Here is an 18257-nt window from a genome sequence, read left to right as displayed (position 1 = left end):
TGCCGAAGGATTTTGCGGCATCCCCTGTTTAATAAGGACTATCATTTATTTTGCAGAAAATAACGTTTGATGCACTGGTAACTTTCGCTGCTGATAACATGTTCAATCTTACAGGCATCCTTGGCAGCGGTATCCTTGCTGACGCCTGCAGATACCAGCAGATTGGTAAGAGTTTGGTGACGGTCATATATTTGAGAGGCTATTTCATAGCCTTTTTCTTCTAGAGTTATATATCCGTTTTCGTCTACATGGATATATCCGCCTTCCCGTAACTTTTTCATTGCAACACTGACACTTGGTTTTGTGAAGCCTAATTCATTTGCAATATCGATAGAACGTACCCGGCCGATTTGTTCTTTCAGGATAAGTATCATTTCTAAATAGTTTTCTGCGGATTCTTTTATCTGCATATAGAATTACCTCCACTTTATAAAGTTACTTTCATTTTATCCTAGTTGAGATAATTTATCAATAGAATAAATGACGGTATTCCCGAGGAGTTAAGCCAGTGGCTTCCTTAAACAGGTCGGTAAAACTTCCCTGAGTCTGGTAGCCTACCTGTGCGGCGATTTCTCCAAGGGACAGCTCTTTGTTTTTCAGAAGTGATTTTGCGTGTTCAACACGCAGCTGTCTGACATATTGGGTAATCGTAATGCCATACATCTGTTTAAAAGCTAAAGAAAGCTTTGTCCGGCCCATATATGCGGTGGAAGAAAGCACATCAAGATCAACCGGAGCCGTATAATGAGCATTAATGTAGTCAGTGACCCGGCTTAGATTCTCTGCTTCATTTTTCGGAAGGACTTTTTTGGGCAGGAAGAGAGGTGCTGATTCATATTGCTGGCAGAGGACGGTAAGAAGTTCAACTAACTTGCTTTCATAATAATGATGAGCATACCGCTCGGTAGGTGTGTAGGATTCCAATTGCTTTAAAATAATATCGGCCTCCGGAATTCTCGCCGTCCCGTCCAGGCAAAAACAGCGCTGTGCCAGCTCCTGTATGCTGATATCAAAGAAACCGGCCATCTTCCTTGCATAGGGTTCTAAGAGGGAGATGCTGACCCCTTTTCCTGTATACCCTTTGTAAAGAACTTCTTTCCAGATTTCTTTGGGTCTGGAATAGCCAAGGAGCGTGCGGGCGGAAGTATTCATCTGACAGGAAACGAGTCTGGCAGTAGTGTTATCATAGCTTCCAATGGAGTAGAAGGCGGGATGTTCATATACGGATGTGATAGTTTTTTTAAAAGACATATTATACACAACTACTGCGAACTGGTCGGAATATCCGTATACCCAATAATATCCTTTACCTGCCTCCGGTAATAAGGAATATGTAGTACCGCAGCTTTTATAAGGGAAGGCTTTCTCTAATTGCATATCAAGCTGAAAAATAGGAGGAAGAATCAACTCATTTAATATTGTACTGATAAAATGGCACCTCTTTTCTTCTTGCATTCATATATTTTCGTCTTGCGTTCACAATTGACGGAAAGAGATTGCTTTTTGAATTCTGGAAATATAAGATATATGGGTTAGATAGAACTAACTACTTGATTATATCATGTAACCGGAGAAAATCCAAGAGTAGAAAGGAGTTATCATGAAAAAGAAGCAACAAAAGGCCGTGGCATCAAAGACTGGAATGTCAAGGCTGCTTGAGCTGGCTGCCACCAAAAAGACATTGGTCATAGCTTCTGTGTGTCTGTCTTCCCTGGCGGCAATATGCAGCTTTATTCCCTATATTGCAATTTATTATATTATTTTGGAGCTGGTGGGGGTGTATCCGGATTTTTCTGCCATGAGTGTACAGCGTATTATAGGCCTCGGATGGCTTGCGATTGGAGGAATTTTGCTTAACATCCTCATCTATTTTGCCGCATTAATGTGTTCCCATCTGGCAGCCTTTGGTACGCTCTATGAGCTAAAGGTCAACTTCGCTTCCCATCTTGCCAGGGTCCCCCTTGGGTTTCATGTGCTTGCAGGCAGCGGGAAACTGCGTAAGATTATGGATGAGAATATAGAAAAAATAGAAGGATTTATTGCCCATCAGCTTCCGGATATTGTGGCGTCCCTTGTGGCACCGGTTGTTATGCTGATTATCCTTCTGGCAATCGACTGGCGTATGGGATTTGCTTCCATAGCAGGTATTATACTGGCGCTGTATATACAGATAAAGGGATACAGTAACGAAGGAGCCAGAAGAATGATGGGAAAGTATCAGGATGCCCTGGAGGATATGAATAATGCGTCCGTGGAATACATCAGAGGCATTACGGTTGTGAAGGCATTCGGACAGACGGTATATTCTTTACATAGGATGCATGATGCGATAAAGAATTACACAAAGATGGTAATCCCATATACTCTTAGCTGGGAGAATACCATGTCGGCCTTTATTACCGTAGTAAATAACGTTTATCTCTTTTTGGTGCCGGTGGGTATTCTTTTAAGTCAGAGGACAAAGGATTATACCTCCTATGCGGGAACCTTTATTTTTTACCTGGTCTTTGTTCCCTCCATAGCGGCAATTCTGACCAAAATCATGTATGTAACCACCAATGGCATGCAGATAATGGGAGGTGTGGAGAGAATGGATAAGGTGCTTTCGCAGCCGCCGCTGCCCCAGCCGGAGCAGGGAGGACGGATAAAAAGTTATGATATTGAATTTAAGCACGTAAGTTTTGCCTATACAGACCAGGAGACAATGGCACTTTCAGATGTATCTTTTCAGGCAGAGCAGGGACAGGTTACAGCCATTGTCGGACCCTCCGGCGGAGGAAAAACTACCATTGCAAGTCTTATTCCCCGTTTTTTTGATGTGGCAGAGGGAAGCATCCAAATCGGGGGAAGAGATGTCCGGGACTTGGCAAGTGATTATCTGATGGAGAAGGTTTCTTTTGTTTTTCAGGATGTGTTTCTTTTTAAGCTAAGTGTCATGGAAAATATCCGCATGGGGAATCTGAATGCGACGGATGAACAGGTCATAGAAGCCGCAAAGGCCGCACAGTGCCATGAATTTGTGGAAAAGCTGCCGGAAAAGTATCAAACAGTTATCGGAAGCCAGGGGATACATCTGTCCGGAGGAGAAAGGCAGCGTATCGCAATTGCAAGAGCAATTATAAAGGATGCGCCCATCATAGTTCTGGATGAAGCGACTGCATTTTCCGACCCGGAAAATGAGCACCTGATACAGAAAGCCTTTGAAAGGCTTATGAAGGGAAAAACGGTTATTATGATTGCCCACCGGCTTTCCACAATACGAAGTGCCGGAAAGATTATTGTGATGGATAACGGTATGCTTATAGAGCAGGGAACCCATGATGAGCTAATGGACGCACAGGGAAAATATCATGACATGTGGAACATGTATACCAAAACACTTTCCTGGAAGATGGACAGAAAGGAGGAAACCTATGCATAGGCTTAAAAGTTTTCTGATGCTTACGGACAAAGGTTACGCTGACTTAAAAAAAGCAATTGGAGCCTGCACTTTGTCGAATCTGGCACTTATGCTGCCATTTATTATTACCATACAGATTTTCGCACAGTTATTAAAGCCCTTAACCGGTGAAGCCGTTGACCTCCCGGCCCTGTGGATGTTATGGGGAGGGGGGATTGCAGCAGCCATAGTGGTTTTCTTAGCCAGCAAGTATGAGTATAAGAAAACCTATGTTACCTCCTATCTGGAAGCAGAAAATTCCCGATTAAGCGTAGCAGAGCAGATAAGAAAGCTTCCTATGAGCTTTTTTAATACCAGGGACTTATCGGAGCTTACAACTAATATTATGGCAGACTGTGCAACCACAGAGCATGTCCTAAGTCATATTGTTCCCCAGTTGTTTGCAAATGCCGTCTCCATTCTGTTCATCTGCATACTGACAGCGTTATATGACTGGAGGATGGCTCTTTCCATGTTCTGTACGGTCCCTGTTTCGGTCTGCATCATTTGGGGCAGCAAAAAGGTCCAGACACGTCTTAGCGAAAAGCAGATAGAGGCTAAATTAAACGCCTCCGGTCAGATACAGGAATATCTGGAAGGAATTAAGGTCATTAAATCCTGCGGGCTTGACGGAGCCAAATTTTCTTCCCTTAACAGGGCATTGCTCCTCCTAAAAAAGATGGCTATACAGATGGAGCTGGGTACAGGTATTTTTATTACCGGCGCACAGATGGTTTTACAGGCAGGAATAGGAATTACCGTATTCGCAGGGACTTACCTGCTGACGAAGGGAAAAATTGAATTTATCCCCCTATTGATGTTTTTTGTAATTGTAGTAAAAATATATGGTCCGCTTATCGTTGAGCTTACACTGCTTCCGGAGCTGTTCTACCATCGGACGGCTACAAAGCGTATGAGGATACTGATGAATGCCTCCGTAATGGAGGGGGATGCAGGGAAGCATCTGAAAGACTGGAATATCCAGCTTGATAATGTATCCTTTTCGTATAATAACCAAAGCCAGGAAGAAAATACGGTTATAAAGAATTTATCCCTGACCATACCTGCAAATGCCATTACGGCACTGGTGGGACCCTCGGGCTGCGGGAAAAGTACGGTTTCAAAGCTCATAGCGAGATTCTGGGATGTTAACAGCGGATGCATTAAAATCGGCGGCATCGATATAAAAACCCTGGATCCGGAGCACCTGATGGGATATATGTCTTTTGTTTTTCAGGATGTCATTCTATTTAATGATACCGTATATAACAACATCCGGATCGGAAATATGAATGCTTCGGAAAAGGAAGTCAGGATGGCTGCAAAGGCCACATGCTGTGATGAATTTGTTTCAAAATTACCGGAGGGTTATAATACCATGCTGGGGGAGAACGGATATACCCTTTCGGGAGGAGAAAGGCAGCGTATATCCATAGCCCGTGCTTTGCTAAAAAATGCTCCCATTGTCCTGCTGGATGAAGCAACGGCATCTCTTGACCCGGAAAATGAAGTTCTGATTCAGCAGGCTATATCAAAGCTTATTCGGGGAAAGACCGTTATTGTAATCGCACACAGGCTTCGAACGGTGGAAGGTGCAGATAAAATCATCGTTTTAGAAGAAGGAAAGCTCACAGAGGAAGGAAACCACACTGAATTAATGCAGAAGAAAGGACTGTATGAGCGGCTTTACCGGATGCAGCAGGACAGCCTGGGATGGAGTGTATAACTGACTATGTAACTGACATTAACCTAAACCTAAATATTATTACTTATGGCTCTCGTTTATTAACGGGGGCTTTTTTATGCAATAGGAACAAATCAAGTTTTGTCAATACAGTTCCTGAAGCCCTAAACATTAGCAGACACTGATAAAAGATGAATTATGTAATATTTTGGTATGTGATTTAATTTGCAAATAGCAGTATGATATAGTAAAATAGACCTATATTGGCAAACTCATTGAAAGATGAGGACGCAAAGCTTAGGGTCTAAATCTGTATTAAGACAGATATGGCAGCCAGTTGCACGAAATAGGATATACGGCAGGCTAAGCTCGATGTATATGCACGGGCTTTTTTTGCATGTAGTTTAGGGGGCTGTTGTACTAATCTGGAAGGGTGATGATAAATGAAGGAGAATAATACAGACAATATTCTTAAAAAGGGAATCCCGCGGTTGAATAATACCATTGGGATTTCTCTTGGACTCGCAGTATTGGCAAGTATTTTACTCTTGATAAATTTTGCAGTAAAAGATAATGAAATGTTATATGAGGCAACCAGGAAGAGTGGCGTGGTATTTCTTTTTTTGCTTTTCCTGCTGTCGTTGATAATAAGCTTTATCAGCAGCATCCTTTGTAATAATCAGGTGAAGAAAGCCACAACGGAGCTGGCACATATAACAAAAAGCGTTCATGCAGGATTTTTCAATTTTTTACTGGGGTCAGGATATCAGATTACCTATGCCAACCCCAAATTCTATGAGATTATAGGTTATGGACAGAATGAAATTGAATTGGAATATGATAATTGTTTCCTAAGATTTGTTTATGAGGAGGATAAAGAGAAGATACGAAGTCTAAAGAAGGAATTTTCCAATGGCACTTATATACAGATTGAATTGCGCATGGTTACCCGCAGCGGAGAGGTTATAAATATTCTGCTGAATGGTAATTTTGCTCTTGACAAAGATGGAGAAAAATCTCTGTCGGCTGTTTTATTGGATGTGACCAGTCTAAAGGATATGCAGGACAAGCTTACGCTGGAGGAAGAAAGGTACCGGATTGCTGCAGAAATATCAAATGATATACTTTTTGAATACAAAGTTGAGAGGGATATTATGATTTTTGCAGATAAGTATAAGGAAGTTTATGGACGCAATCCTGTAATTGAGAATTTTACAGCGGTGGATACATATAAGAAATCCATGGTCCATCCGGAAGATTATCAGGACCTTAAACTCTTTGCAAGAACGCTCTGTAGCGGAAAGGGAATGATTGAAGCAGAGTTTCGTATTAAAAATATAAACAATGAATTTGTATGGTGCCATATCAGAGGAAAGACTATCTATGATGAGTACAAGGATGCTGTCAGCGTTATCGGCAAAGTGGTAAATATTGATCTACATAAAAAGGAATTGCAAAAGCTTGAATATAAGGCAAAAAGAGACCTGTTGACGGGTGTTTATAATAAAGTTACTACAAAAGAAATTATAGACGATTATTTAAGACGCAATAATAACTCCAAACATATATTAATGATGATAGATATTGATGATTTCAAACATGTGAATGACAACTACGGGCATCTGGCCGGTGATAATATCCTTGTGTTTATAATGGACAAAATCAAACGGATATTTCCTAAAGAGGTCATCGGACGCGTCGGCGGTGATGAATTTATTGTATTCTCCCAGAATGTGGAGAACATGGAATGTATTATTAATAAAGCCAACCTTCTTCGGGAAGCCCTGGACACTGCCTATGCAATTGATGAGCAAGAAGTATATGTATCAGGCAGTATCGGGATTTCTTTATATCCCGAAGACGGTACTACTTATACGGAATTGATTAATTGTGCGGATAAGGCTCTTTATTCCGTAAAGGATGAGGGGAAGGGCAGTTTTAAGCTTTTTACTTAAAATCTTCAGAACTTATAGTTTTAGTCAAATACATAAGCAGCATACTGGAGCAAAGAAGCAGAACACATAAAAGTAATACTGATTTCAGACTTTGACTGGCGGCAGGCAGATGTAAATAGAACCGGTGGATCATGAAGCTGCATAAAGCAACGATAATGCCGGGCTTTGCAATAACTTCAGCTGCCTGAAAGGGTGGATGGATGTACTTGACAACCAGGTATGCTCCAAAGACTGTCATAATAAGCTGGCTTACTAAAAGGCTTATCAGGTAGCCATTTATTCCTTGCATAGGAACGAGGGCAATTATGATAACTATCCGTATTATAAGCCCAAGTACAGTACCGACAAAGGTAAGGTGAACAAGCCCAAGGCCATTGATAATGCTGTTAAGAGTTGTGGTTATATAAAGAAAAGGGCACAGCCATGCCAATATAATAAGAAAGCTTCCTGACAGGCTGTTGTGATATACCAGATTCCCCAGTTCATTGCCAAAGCTTATAAAGATTCCGGTGCTTAAGATACCAATAAGCAGGCTGTATTTTATAGTGATGGCAGAAGTCCGCTTTATCAGGCTGTCTTGACCGGCAGACTGGGCTTCGGAGATAGTAGGAAGCAAAAGTACGGAGAGAGAATTGGTGATAGCGGAAGGAAATAATATAAAAGGCAGGGACATACCGCTTAAAACACCAAATATACTTAGGGCTTCTTCGCTGCTTAAGCCATATTTTTTCAGCATAGCGGGGATCAAAATAGCTTCGACGCTGTGGAGAATACTGATTAACAGACGATTAGCTGTTAAAGGGATACTCATCTTTATAAGGCCTCTGGTTAAGCCGTCGCCTTTGGTATTCATAGGACTGGAACCGGAGGTATTGAGTGCTGCATAGGATGAGGATAAGTGTCTGATATTTCGGGAAGTTTTAGTTAAAAACATGGAGCCTACGTTATACAGCTGTGAGGCTATTTCTCCGAATACAATACCAAGAACGGCAAGGTCGCAAGTTACCTTTAAGTTGCCGCCGCCGGCAGAAGCAGCGATAAAGTATACGGCAAGTACTCTTATGATTTGTTCTAAGAGTTGTGTGGTCGCAGGGATTCCGGCTTTTTTAAGCCCGTAATAATAACCGTTTATGCAGGATGTGATTCCGCAGAAGGGAAAGCATATGGCAAGAATTCTAAGGGAGGAGGCTGTGGCCGGCTCCCTTAATATATGTACGGCGAGGAAGGTGGAATAATGATAGGTAAAGAAAGAGAGAAGAAGTGCCAGAGAAAAGGATATGATCCCTCCGTTTCTTAATACCTTCATAATTCCCGTATAACGCTGTTTTCCCAACTCATTGGCTACCAAAGTAGAAATAGCAGTCTGTATGCCGGAAGCAAATATGGTAAAACATATACTGTAAATAGGAAATACAAGCTGATATACACCAAGGGCCTCAGCACCCATTGCGTTGGATAAAAAAATGCGGTAGAAGAACCCGACTATGCGGGTTAAAAATCCGGCTAAGGTTAGGATAATGGTACCTTTAATCAAGTTACTTTTGCTTTTCGACATAGATTACACAAACCTTTAGAAGTCTTTTGATTCATATTAATATATTCAGGGCGGCAAGGAGAAAGAATAGAAAATAGAGGGTAAAGTATATTGACTTTTATAATTGACAATGCTATTATGTGTGTAATGTACACTATTTTACTCGGAAATAAAATAGTAGGGATTTCAGCAGCTAATAGAGAGGTGGTACAATGAAATTATCTACGAAAGGAAGATATGGCTTAAGAGCGGTAGTTGACCTGGCTTTAAACAGTGAGGATGAAGCTGTGGCTCTAAGTTCTATTGCAGAAAGACAGGGTATCTCAATCAGCTATTTGGAGCAGTTAATTGCCAAGTTAAAGAAGGCGGGGATAGTTAACAGTATCCGTGGCGCCCAGGGTGGTTATGTTCTGGCAAGGAAGCCGGAGGAAATTTCGGTAGGAGATATCTTAAGAGCTCTTGAGGGAGACTTAAATCCTGTAGACTGTGCAGAGATTGAAGGCAGCAGTAATACCTGCGTAGGGGCTAATTCATGTGTAACAAAATATGTCTGGATGCGTATTAGTGATAGTATAAACAATACGGTGGATACTATGCTCCTCTCGGAACTGCTGGAAGAGGGCAGGCGCATAACAAATGAAAGTGCGTCTGAGGGCAGAGAACCCCGTATTAAGCCTTCATGCGGGCAATAAGATATCAATTTAGGAGATGACACAGATGGAAAAAAAGATTTATTTGGACAATGCAGCTACAACAAAGACACGTCCTGCTGTAGTGGAGGCTATGTTACCTTATTTTACAGAGTATTTTGGAAACCCCTCCAGCGTTTATGAGCTTGCCACACAGAATAAAAAAGCTGTGGATGAAGCCAGGAATACAATTGCCAAGGCATTAAATGCCGAGAGCAGTGATGTTTATTTTACTGCCGGAGGAACAGAGTCTGATAACTGGGCTTTAAAAGCCACTGCTGAAAGCTACAGTGATAAGGGAAATCACATTATCACTTCCAAGATTGAGCACCATGCTGTCCTTCATACCTGCGAATACCTGGAGAAGAAGGGATTTGAAGTTACTTATCTTGATGTAGATGAAAATGGTGTTGTGAAATTAGAGGAATTAAAAAAGGCTATCAGACCTACTACTATATTAATATCCATTATGGCAGCAAACAATGAGATTGGAACAATCCAGCCCATTAAGGAAATCGGTGAAATTGCAAAGGCCAACAATATTCTTTTTCATACGGATGCGGTTCAGGCTTTTGGACAGGTAAATATTGATGTAAAAGACATGAATATTGATATGCTTAGTGCCAGCGGACATAAGCTTAACGGCCCTAAGGGCATTGGCTTCTTATATATAAGGAAAGGTCTTAAGTTAAGATCCTTTGTACACGGCGGAGCCCAGGAGAGGCAAAGAAGAGCCGGAACAGAAAATGTACCGGGTATCGTAGGCTTTGGCAAAGCGGTTGAGATTGCCATGAGTACACTGGAGGAACGCCAGAAAAAAGAAATTGAATTAAGAGATTATCTCATAGAGAGGGTTTTAAAGGAAGTTCCTTATGTAAGGTTAAACGGACACAGAACCAAGAGATTGCCTAACAATGCGAACTTTGCTTTCCAATTTATTGAAGGTGAATCCCTTTTAATCATGCTGGATATGCAAAATATCTGTGCCTCCAGCGGCTCTGCCTGTACCTCCGGGTCACTGGATCCTTCCCATGTGCTTTTAGCAATTGGACTTCCTCATGAGATTGCACACGGCTCTTTGCGTCTTACACTTTGTGAAGATAATACCAAAGAAGAGATGGATTATGTAGTGGATACTACCAAAGAGATTGTTGCAAAGCTGCGTTCCATGTCACCTCTTTATGAGGATTTTGTAAAGGGTATGAGCAGGCAGTAAGAGCATAGAAATGCATTGCGTGTGGTTTTCAGAAAAGTAATAACAGGATGGGAATATAAAATAAACCCAAAATAAAAATAAATACAGAACAGATATAAATTATAAAAGAATTCCTAAATGGTAGGAAATAGCGGAGGAATTAAGATGTACAGTGAGAAAGTAATGGACCATTTCACAAATCCCAGAAACGTTGGAGAGATAGAGGATGCCAGTGGTGTCGGTACCGTAGGAAATGCTAAATGCGGTGATATCATGCGTATCTATCTGGATATTGATGAAGAGGGTATTATAAAGGATGTAAAATTCAAGACCTTTGGTTGCGGTGCTGCAGTGGCTACCAGCAGCATGGCAACTGAGCTGGTAAAGGGTAAGAACATCAATGAAGCACTAAAGATTACGAATAAGGCAGTTATGGATGCTCTCGATGGGCTGCCTCCTGTTAAGGTTCACTGTTCTCTGTTGGCTGAAGAAGCAATCCATGCAGCACTTTGGGATTATGCAGAAAAGAACAGTATTGTAATTGAAGGACTGGAAAAACCGAAGTCTGATATCAGTGAAGAAGAGCCAAGGGAAGAGTACTAAGCAGTATCGCAATAGGAGCTAGGAGGATTAGTTTGGACAAGAAGAAAGTAGTAGTCGGGATGTCAGGAGGAGTGGATTCCTCTGTAGCTGCTTATCTCTTAAAGGAAGCCGGATATGAGGTTATCGGAGTTACCATGCAGATATGGCAGGATGAGGAAAGGTCTCTTCAGGAAGAAAGCGGCGGCTGCTGCGGCTTAAGTGCTGTAGATGATGCCAGAAGAGTTTCTTTTGCCCTTGAGATTCCCTACTATGTTATGAATTTTAAACAGGAGTTTAAGTGTGCCGTCATGGATTACTTTGTAAAGGAGTACCAAAGCGGTAATACCCCCAATCCCTGTATTGCCTGTAACAGGTACGTAAAATGGGAATCTCTTTTGAAGCGCTCTTTGGATATCGGAGCTGATTATATCGCAACGGGACATTATGCCAAGGTAGTGCAATTAGAGAATGGAAGGTATACACTTCAAAAATCCGTTACGACAGAAAAGGACCAGACCTATGCCTTATATAACCTGACTCAGCATCAATTATCCCATACTCTGATGCCTGTAGGTGACTACAATAAGAATGAGATAAGAGAAATTGCAAAGAAGATTAATCTAAGGATTGCCTCCAAGCCGGACAGCCAGGAAATATGCTTTATTCCCGATAAGGATTACGCAAAGTTCATTGAAGAATATACAGGGGAGGAAGCCAAGGCAGGTGATTTTGTAACTACGGATGGAAGGATTATCGGAAGACATAAGGGAATCATCCATTATACCGTCGGACAGCGTAAGGGTCTAAACCTTGCATTGGGCTACCCGGTATTTGTAATAGATATCCGTCCGGATACGAATGAAGTGGTAATCGGTACGGGAGAAGAGGTCTTTTCCGAGAAACTTTATGCCAACAATCTTAATTTCATGTCTGTAGAAGATTTACAGGGTGAGATGGAGGTAGATGTTAAGATCCGGTATAACCACAGAGGCGCGAAGGCAGTTATACGCAAAAACAGTGAAGACCTTGTAGAATGTTGTTTTAAAGAACCTCAAAGGGCAGTAACACCCGGACAGGCAGTAGTGTTCTATGACGGGGATTATGTGCTTGGCGGAGGAACCATCATAAGGGCTTAAGAATTGAAATCGGATTTGTATTCATTAATATGACAAATCCGGTTTTTTTAGTGGGCAAAAGCCAAGGGGAAGAAAACTTAATGGGTATATAAAACGGAAGAGGAGAGTGATTTGATGAGAATTAATAGAATAAAGAACAGGGGGATTTTGTTTACCTACGATGAGCCGGGCTGGGACTTAAACCTGTATTTGATCCGGGGGAGAAAATACAATTACCTGATAGATACAGGACTGGGTTCTCTTTGCATTGAACCAATGAAAGAGTATTTAAAAGGAAAAGAAACCATTGTGATAAACACCCATTACCATTGGGATCATATATGGGGAAACGGTTCTTTTCAAGAAGGTATAATAGTCTCCCATAAGCTGTGCAAAGATATGATTCAAAGCAAATGGGATGAAATGCTTCAAAAGAATGGCAATTACCGTATGGGTGAGATTCTTAAGGGGCTTCCTAATCTGGTATTCGATAAGGAACTTATATTTACAGAAGACAGAATAAGATTATTCCATACGCCCGGGCATACAATTGATTCCATCAGCGTTTTGGACGAGGAAGAGAAGGTGCTGTTTGCAGGAGATAATGTCGGCGACAGCGAGGAGGATATCGTACCAAGCCTGTATTGCGACAGAGAAGTTTATGAGGATACGGTCAATAAATATAAGGAATTGGAGTTTGACATCTGCTTATCGGGACATAATACAATTCTAAAAAAAGAAGTGTGGAATAATATTAATGAAAGCCTTGCAGGCAGCAAACGGAGGGACTGACCGTCTGGTACCTGCAAAGCTCACTTTTATCCGTACCGTAATTTAAGTCTGTTTCGATATATAAGGGTATTATTTAAATAACATGGTATTCTTTCAGCAGCTTTTCAATATCTGTATTATGGATTTTGCCAAGCAGTTCTTTTATAGCAGCCTTTTGTTTTTCATCAAGATTGGTTTCTGATAAGCTCCTGCCATCCTGCAGCTGAACCGTTGCATTCAAAAGGTTCCTCACATCAAAAGTGCTTGCCCATACTTCAGGGACGCCACGGTCAATATCAAGCAGTGTATAAACCGCTTCCATACCGGTACGGCAGGAATATTCCGTAGTGAATATCGTGTCTCGTTTAATCTCCGCAAATTGTCCAAGGAATGCAAAGTTTACACTGCCTTCGGGAACAACATCGGGACGGTCTCCTTTGCTGCGGGGCATGAAGAAGGCTGTTATATAAGGCATCATGCAGGGTATTGTATTTGCACTGTGCTGTGCCAGTTCTTCGATTTGGCTTTCAGGTACACCCATATGGTATAACCATTCCATGCAGATCTCCTTACCGGTGCATTCGCGCATGGTTTTCTTTACATAATTTCCGGGCTTGTCACTGAACAATCCGTAAATCCAGCCGGTCAGCTGGTCTTTTGGCTGATTGCGAAATTGGGGCTGGCGGTTAAAGGTCCAGCTAAGGAGCCAGTTGGAATCTTTTGCTGTTACGATACCGCCGGTAACAACATTTCCGCTGAAAGGATCACGCTTGCAGATCTTCTCAACGTATGGCGGAATCCTATCATCAAGGGTGGTGACAGTAGCAGACATCCAGTTGCTTTGCTCGGGATTAGAGCAGAACTTATCAGGATTTCCAAGAGCAGGGCCTTGAGCCGCAATTTTACGCCACATATCCCAGCCGCCACCTGTCTTAATCTCATAATGAAAGGGTGCCGGATGGTTTTGATCTCCGAGAGCGGAATTCTCAACACAGCCGCCGTTTGTAATAAATACGAGATCATTTTCTGTCAGGCGGATATGTTCTTCCTTTTCATTACGAATAAATACAATTTTCTTGGCCAATTTCCTATCTTTTTCTATATCGAATTCCACATTTACAACCTTTGTATCATAATGGAACTGGACATTATGGGATTCCAGGTACTTTATCATAGGGAGTATCAAGGACTCATATTGGTTATATTTTGTGAATTTCAAGGCTTTAAAATCAGGCAGACCTTGAATCAGATGAATAAAACGTCTTAGATACAGCTTCATCTCCAGGGCGCTGTGCCAATTCTCAAAGGCAAACATAGTGCGCCAGTATAACCAGAAATTACTGTCAAATACTTCGCTGTCGAACATTTCATCAATGCGCTTATTATAGAGGGCTTCATCGGGAGTAAAATACAGTTTCATGATCTCCATAGAACCTTTTTCTGACAGGCCGAACTTACCGTCTGTATGGGCATCCTCCCCCTGGTTGATGGTTGCACGCATTAAGGAATAGTTGGGATCGCGCTTATTAAGCCAGTAATATTCATCCAATACGCTAATATCTTTGGTTTCTATAGACGGGATGGAGCGCATGATATCCCACATACATTCAAAGTGGCTTTCCATTTCACGGCCGCCGCGCATCACATAACCGATATTTTCATAGTTATAACCGTCACAAGCGCCGCCTGGAAGTTTATCTTTCTCCAGAATATGAATATGTTCACCTTTCATTTGACCGTCACGTACCAGATAGCAGGCTGCTGTCAGTGCAGCAAGACCGGAACCGATAAGATAAGCGGATTTATTATCAACTCCTTCCGGTTTTAATGGACGTGCAAAAGCTTCATAATTGCCATTACTGTAATACATAAGAATACCTCCTTTAATTTTGTATCATAGAGATATTCTATAGGGAAAGGGGAGGGGGGACAACAGGTAAAAGAAAGCGGGTGTATGAATTTTGGGCACATCCGCTTTCGTGATGAATTTTTAGACATTTCTCTCTATTTGCCTGGTATAAAAATTATTTATTTCTCACTTAGTTCAGCACTTTTGTGCAAAGAGCGTTCTATATTGCCGTTAAATAACAGGCCTGTCCGGTAAATGATTTGCTTTTGCTCCTCTTTCATGCCGGAAGCAACCCAATTTATAAGCATTTCTGTGAGGGCATATTGATAGAATAATACAATTATGTGCTTATCATCAGGAGAAGCATTAATATTCTGGCAGACGGTATCCACATAATGCGTCATTACATTGCCTGAGATTTCAAACAGATATTTTTCCAATTCCTCTTTTTGAATGGAGTTATATACATGATATACGGCCTTTTTATTTTTTATAGCAAAACTCATTGCCGATACCAGGCTTTCTTCCCAGGAGCGGGTATCGTTATATTCATCGATTACTTTTTGCATTTCTGTTTGAAAGATTTCGGACAGTACCGAGTAGATGTCAGGATAGTGGTAGTAGAATGTATTCCGGTTGATTTCACAAGCCGTGACAATATCTGTAACCGTAATTTTATTAAGCTGCCGGTCATTCAACATCCTGACAAATACATCACGAATCATTTTTCTGGTATATTGCTGTGCCAAATAACTTTCCTCCTTATAAATGACATTCTAAGCCGTCTAATATCCGAAGGGCAGGAAGATTGGTTTTTGTTCTTCATATACCGCATAATAGCGAAAGCCTAAATCCAGCAGAAGTTTTTCTGCCCGGTCAAAATCAAAGGCAAGATGTTCTGTTTTATGGGCATCGGAGCCTATGGTTATCAATTCTCCGCCAAGTTCTCTGTAGCGCTTTAGGATATCCGTATGAGGATGCGGAACGGACAGGCCGTATTTAAAACCGGAGGTATTAATCTCAATACCTTTGCCCTTTTCAATGATAGTCTGAAGCATGGTATCAATGGTATCGGCGTAATTCTTATAAGTAAAATCCTTATTCGTATCCGGGGCATAGCGTATCATATAATCCAGGTGTCCGTTTATGAGAAAGCAGGGATTATTGATAAGATTCTTTGTTATTTCTTCAAAGTACAGGCGTACTCCTTCTTCCTTTAGGCGGCCTTCCCAGTATTCTGGCAGATAGGGATCAAGCTTGTTCACCAAATGGGTGGAACCAATCATAAAATCAAAAGGATAATCCTGTATCAGCTTTTGATAGCGTTCACCCAGATGGGGTTGGAGGCCTAATTCGACTCCCTGTAGTATCTTTATTTTTCCTTCGTACTTATCCTTTAATTCTGCCAGTTTACGAAAATAATCCTCTGGCTCGAATACAAAAGTATAATCTGATATTACCGGAAAATCATAATCCATGTGATCTGTAAAACAAATCCTCTCAAGGCCGATCTCAATTGCTTTCTCTATCATATCCTCCATAGGGGTAGTAGAGTCACTGGAAAATTCAGAATGTACATGGTAATCTGCTCTTATCAAAACAATGCCTCCTTAGTCTGCGCTCTTTAGCCCCTCAATACTTGGGGGTGCTACCATAGAATAGTTGGTATAGTATACAACGAATCCGGGTTTGGCTCCGCCTGGCTTTTTGACGTTCTTTTTCTCTGTATAGTCAATTTCTACCTTGTCATTCTCACGGCCCTTGGAGTAGTAGGCAGCAAGGCTGGCTGCTTCCTCAAATGTACGGTCGGGAAGGGGACTTCCATTGGCCTTTACGATAACGTGAGAGCCGGGGATTTTTTTGGTGTGGAACCACCAGTCCCCACCGGTGGCGAACTTAAAGGTTAATTCGTCATTCTGATAATTATTCTTACCCACATACATATGGAAGCCATCGGAAGAAATATAGTGGAAGGGCTTGCTGTTGACTTTTTTTGCAGCCTTAGCCTTACCACCGCCTTTGCTTCCGGGAGCTTTTAAAAATTTGCGCTTCATATAGCCAAACTCCATAAGTTCTTCTTTTAAAGCAGCAAGGTCTTCCTCTGCCAGGGCAATATCCAAAGAAGTCTTAATGGAATCCAGATGCTCGATATCTGTCCTTGTTTCCTCTGAAAGCTTTGTCAGGGCTTCATAGGTTCTCTTTAATTTGTTATACTTTTCAAAGTAACGCTTGGCATTCTCCGCAGGTGTAAGAGTTTCATCCAAAGGAATGGTAATTTCTTCATTGCTGTAATAATTAAGAGCCTGAAAGGACTTGGCTCCCGGTTCTACCTGATAGCCATAGGTATTAATCAACTCGCCGTATATCCGGTACTTGTCCCTTTTATCCGTATCCTTTAGCTGCTTAAGCTGTAAATCGTACTTTTTAACCGCCCTTTCCATGGCGTTTGTTATAATCTTTCGAAGGTCCGTAGACTTTTGGCGTATTCTTGAGACTGTATTCTTGGAGGAGTAAAAGGTCTCCAAAACCCTTGACACAGAATTCTCTGTGCGTACTTCAAGATCCTTATAGCAGCTTAAGGGAAAGCAGGAAAATTCTACCGGTTCCTTGCCGCTATAGACGATATTCGGTGTGAATTTCAGATTAACTAAATCCTCCCTCATATGCTCAAAATTACGGAATAAATGCAAGCCTTCTTCCTCTGTCAGTCCATTGGCAGCAGGAGAAAAGTCTAAGGAAGCGCGGTGTATTAATTCCGAAGCCATAAGGGGGCTAAAGCCTGTAAGTCCAGAATAGATGGCCTTATCTAAGGGCATAGGCTTACTAAGAACGCTGGATTTAAACTCATCAAAGGTTACGGTAAGGGGGTCTGCTTTCTCGCCGGTCTTAGGGGTTACATAGGTTCTTCCCGGAAGTACTTCCCTTAAAGAGCTTACCATATGGGAGATTCTTTTGATACTGTCCACAATAATCTCATTTTCATCGCAGAAGATAATGTTACTGTGTTTTCCCATAATTTCGATAATGAGGTACTTAATACATAAATCCCCCATTTCATTTAAGTGTTCAATTTTAATCAGGATAATACGTTCCAGTCCCGGCTGTAAAATATCCAGAATTCTGGCACTATTCAAATGCTTACGCAAAAGCATGCAAAAGCTCGGTGCTACCATGGGATTTTGCTTGGATTCCTCCGTTAAGTAGATTAACGGCAGGCTTGCATTGGCTGATAAATAAAGCTTATAACTATCTTTTCCTCTTTTTATGGTTAATACCAATTCATCCTTTTCGGGCTGGGATATCTTGGATATTCTTCCGTCAACCAGCTTATCTCTTAATTCCGAAACGACGTTGGCTACTACAAATCCGTCCAGAGCCATTTTTATTCTCCTTCAAATATTTAATCCTATCTGTAAAATACCTGGTTTATCAGTGAAACCAGCA

Annotated in this window: 15 protein-coding genes and 1 riboswitch; of the genes, 8 read left to right on the top strand and 7 right to left on the bottom strand. The window is 41.5% G+C overall.

What is annotated here, in order from left to right:
- Window positions 1–41: 41 nt before the first annotated feature.
- Window positions 42–410, bottom strand: a complete 369-nt coding sequence (locus BUF11_RS21010; protein WP_073590843.1) for a metal-dependent transcriptional regulator — start codon at window positions 408–410, stop codon at window positions 42–44.
- Between the two features lie 58 nt (window positions 411–468).
- Window positions 469–1455: a helix-turn-helix domain-containing protein gene (locus BUF11_RS21005; protein ID WP_073590842.1), complete on the bottom strand. Its 987-nt coding sequence runs from the start codon at window positions 1453–1455 to the stop codon at window positions 469–471.
- 145 nt (window positions 1456–1600) lie between these two features.
- Between BUF11_RS21005 and BUF11_RS21000 the strand changes: the two genes are divergently transcribed.
- From BUF11_RS21000 to BUF11_RS20990, 3 genes are all read left to right on the top strand, one after another.
- A complete protein-coding gene (locus tag BUF11_RS21000) occupies window positions 1601–3421 on the top strand; it encodes an ABC transporter ATP-binding protein (RefSeq protein WP_073590841.1) in 1821 nt (606 codons plus the stop codon).
- Complete coding sequence (locus BUF11_RS20995) at window positions 3414–5165, top strand: ABC transporter ATP-binding protein (RefSeq protein ID WP_073590840.1); 1752 nt, start codon at window positions 3414–3416, stop codon at window positions 5163–5165. Before BUF11_RS21000 ends, BUF11_RS20995 begins: the two co-directional genes overlap by 8 nt.
- 213 nt (window positions 5166–5378) lie before the next feature.
- A riboswitch (cyclic di-GMP riboswitch) is annotated at window positions 5379–5468 on the top strand.
- Between the two features lie 98 nt (window positions 5469–5566).
- Window positions 5567–7078: a sensor domain-containing diguanylate cyclase gene (locus tag BUF11_RS20990; protein ID WP_073590839.1), complete on the top strand. Its 1512-nt coding sequence runs from the start codon at window positions 5567–5569 to the stop codon at window positions 7076–7078.
- Here the strand turns inward: BUF11_RS20990 and BUF11_RS20985 are convergent.
- Complete coding sequence (locus BUF11_RS20985) at window positions 7071–8633, bottom strand: putative polysaccharide biosynthesis protein (protein WP_073590838.1); 1563 nt, start codon at window positions 8631–8633, stop codon at window positions 7071–7073. The two genes, BUF11_RS20990 and BUF11_RS20985, sit on opposite strands and share 8 nt — an antisense overlap.
- Window positions 8634–8824: 191 nt before the next feature.
- Between BUF11_RS20985 and BUF11_RS20980 the strand changes: the two genes are divergently transcribed.
- The 5 genes from BUF11_RS20980 (at window position 8825) to BUF11_RS20960 (ending at window position 12985) form a co-directional block, all read left to right on the top strand.
- Window positions 8825–9304 (top strand): RrF2 family transcriptional regulator, encoded by a 480-nt coding sequence (locus BUF11_RS20980; RefSeq protein ID WP_073590837.1) that lies wholly within the window; start codon window positions 8825–8827, stop codon window positions 9302–9304.
- Between the two features lie 25 nt (window positions 9305–9329).
- A complete protein-coding gene (gene nifS / locus BUF11_RS20975; RefSeq protein ID WP_073590836.1) occupies window positions 9330–10517 on the top strand; it encodes a cysteine desulfurase NifS in 1188 nt (395 codons plus the stop codon).
- A 144-nt stretch (window positions 10518–10661) separates the two neighbouring features.
- A complete protein-coding gene (gene nifU / locus BUF11_RS20970) occupies window positions 10662–11099 on the top strand; it encodes a Fe-S cluster assembly scaffold protein NifU (RefSeq protein ID WP_073590835.1) in 438 nt (145 codons plus the stop codon).
- Between the two features lie 32 nt (window positions 11100–11131).
- The gene (mnmA, locus tag BUF11_RS20965; RefSeq protein WP_073590834.1) at window positions 11132–12214 is read left to right on the top strand and encodes a tRNA 2-thiouridine(34) synthase MnmA; all 1083 of its coding nucleotides are present in this window, start codon (window positions 11132–11134) and stop codon (window positions 12212–12214) included.
- Window positions 12215–12328: 114 nt separating this feature from the next.
- Window positions 12329–12985 (top strand): MBL fold metallo-hydrolase, encoded by a 657-nt coding sequence (locus BUF11_RS20960; protein WP_073590833.1) that lies wholly within the window; start codon window positions 12329–12331, stop codon window positions 12983–12985.
- A 73-nt stretch (window positions 12986–13058) separates the two neighbouring features.
- Here BUF11_RS20960 and BUF11_RS20955 read toward each other — a convergent pair whose 3' ends face one another.
- The 4 genes from BUF11_RS20955 to BUF11_RS20940 form a co-directional block, all read right to left on the bottom strand.
- A complete protein-coding gene (locus tag BUF11_RS20955) occupies window positions 13059–14834 on the bottom strand; it encodes an oleate hydratase (protein ID WP_073590832.1) in 1776 nt (591 codons plus the stop codon).
- A 158-nt stretch (window positions 14835–14992) separates the two neighbouring features.
- Window positions 14993–15562 carry a TetR/AcrR family transcriptional regulator gene (locus tag BUF11_RS20950; RefSeq protein ID WP_073590831.1) on the bottom strand — a complete coding sequence of 190 codons (570 nt, stop codon included), beginning with the start codon at window positions 15560–15562 and terminating at the stop codon, window positions 14993–14995.
- A gap of 36 nt (window positions 15563–15598) precedes the next feature.
- A complete protein-coding gene (locus BUF11_RS20945) occupies window positions 15599–16411 on the bottom strand; it encodes a histidinol-phosphatase HisJ family protein (protein ID WP_073590830.1) in 813 nt (270 codons plus the stop codon).
- 12 nt (window positions 16412–16423) lie between these two features.
- On the bottom strand, window positions 16424–18193 hold the full coding sequence (locus BUF11_RS20940) for an Rqc2 family fibronectin-binding protein (RefSeq protein ID WP_073590829.1): 1770 nt from the start codon (window positions 18191–18193) through the stop codon (window positions 16424–16426).
- Between the last annotated feature and the right edge of the window lie 64 nt (window positions 18194–18257).

The sequence above is a fragment of the Anaerocolumna xylanovorans DSM 12503 genome, from assembly GCF_900143645.1.
In the GTDB taxonomy this organism is placed as follows: Bacteria; Bacillota; Clostridia; order Lachnospirales; family Lachnospiraceae; genus Anaerocolumna; species Anaerocolumna xylanovorans.
This window is presented reverse-complemented; position numbering and strand designations above follow the sequence as displayed.

What these genes read in the sequence shown, in the direction of transcription:
- BUF11_RS21000 (WP_073590841.1), top strand. Translation starts at nt 1,601, where the DNA reads ATGAAAAAGAAGCAACAAAAGGCCGTGGCATCAAAGACTGGAATGTCA.
- nifS (WP_073590836.1), top strand. Translation starts at nt 9,330, where the DNA reads ATGGAAAAAAAGATTTATTTGGACAATGCAGCTACAACAAAGACACGT.
- BUF11_RS20990 (WP_073590839.1), top strand. Translation starts at nt 5,567, where the DNA reads ATGAAGGAGAATAATACAGACAATATTCTTAAAAAGGGAATCCCGCGG.
- BUF11_RS21010 (WP_073590843.1), bottom strand. Translation starts at nt 410, where the DNA reads ATGCAGATAAAAGAATCCGCAGAAAACTATTTAGAAATGATACTTATC.
- BUF11_RS20960 (WP_073590833.1), top strand. Translation starts at nt 12,329, where the DNA reads ATGAGAATTAATAGAATAAAGAACAGGGGGATTTTGTTTACCTACGAT.
- BUF11_RS20985 (WP_073590838.1), bottom strand. Translation starts at nt 8,633, where the DNA reads ATGTCGAAAAGCAAAAGTAACTTGATTAAAGGTACCATTATCCTAACC.
- BUF11_RS20955 (WP_073590832.1), bottom strand. Translation starts at nt 14,834, where the DNA reads ATGTATTACAGTAATGGCAATTATGAAGCTTTTGCACGTCCATTAAAA.
- nifU (WP_073590835.1), top strand. Translation starts at nt 10,662, where the DNA reads ATGTACAGTGAGAAAGTAATGGACCATTTCACAAATCCCAGAAACGTT.
- BUF11_RS20995 (WP_073590840.1), top strand. Translation starts at nt 3,414, where the DNA reads ATGCATAGGCTTAAAAGTTTTCTGATGCTTACGGACAAAGGTTACGCT.
- BUF11_RS21005 (WP_073590842.1), bottom strand. Translation starts at nt 1,455, where the DNA reads ATGCAAGAAGAAAAGAGGTGCCATTTTATCAGTACAATATTAAATGAG.
- BUF11_RS20980 (WP_073590837.1), top strand. Translation starts at nt 8,825, where the DNA reads ATGAAATTATCTACGAAAGGAAGATATGGCTTAAGAGCGGTAGTTGAC.
- BUF11_RS20940 (WP_073590829.1), bottom strand. Translation starts at nt 18,193, where the DNA reads ATGGCTCTGGACGGATTTGTAGTAGCCAACGTCGTTTCGGAATTAAGA.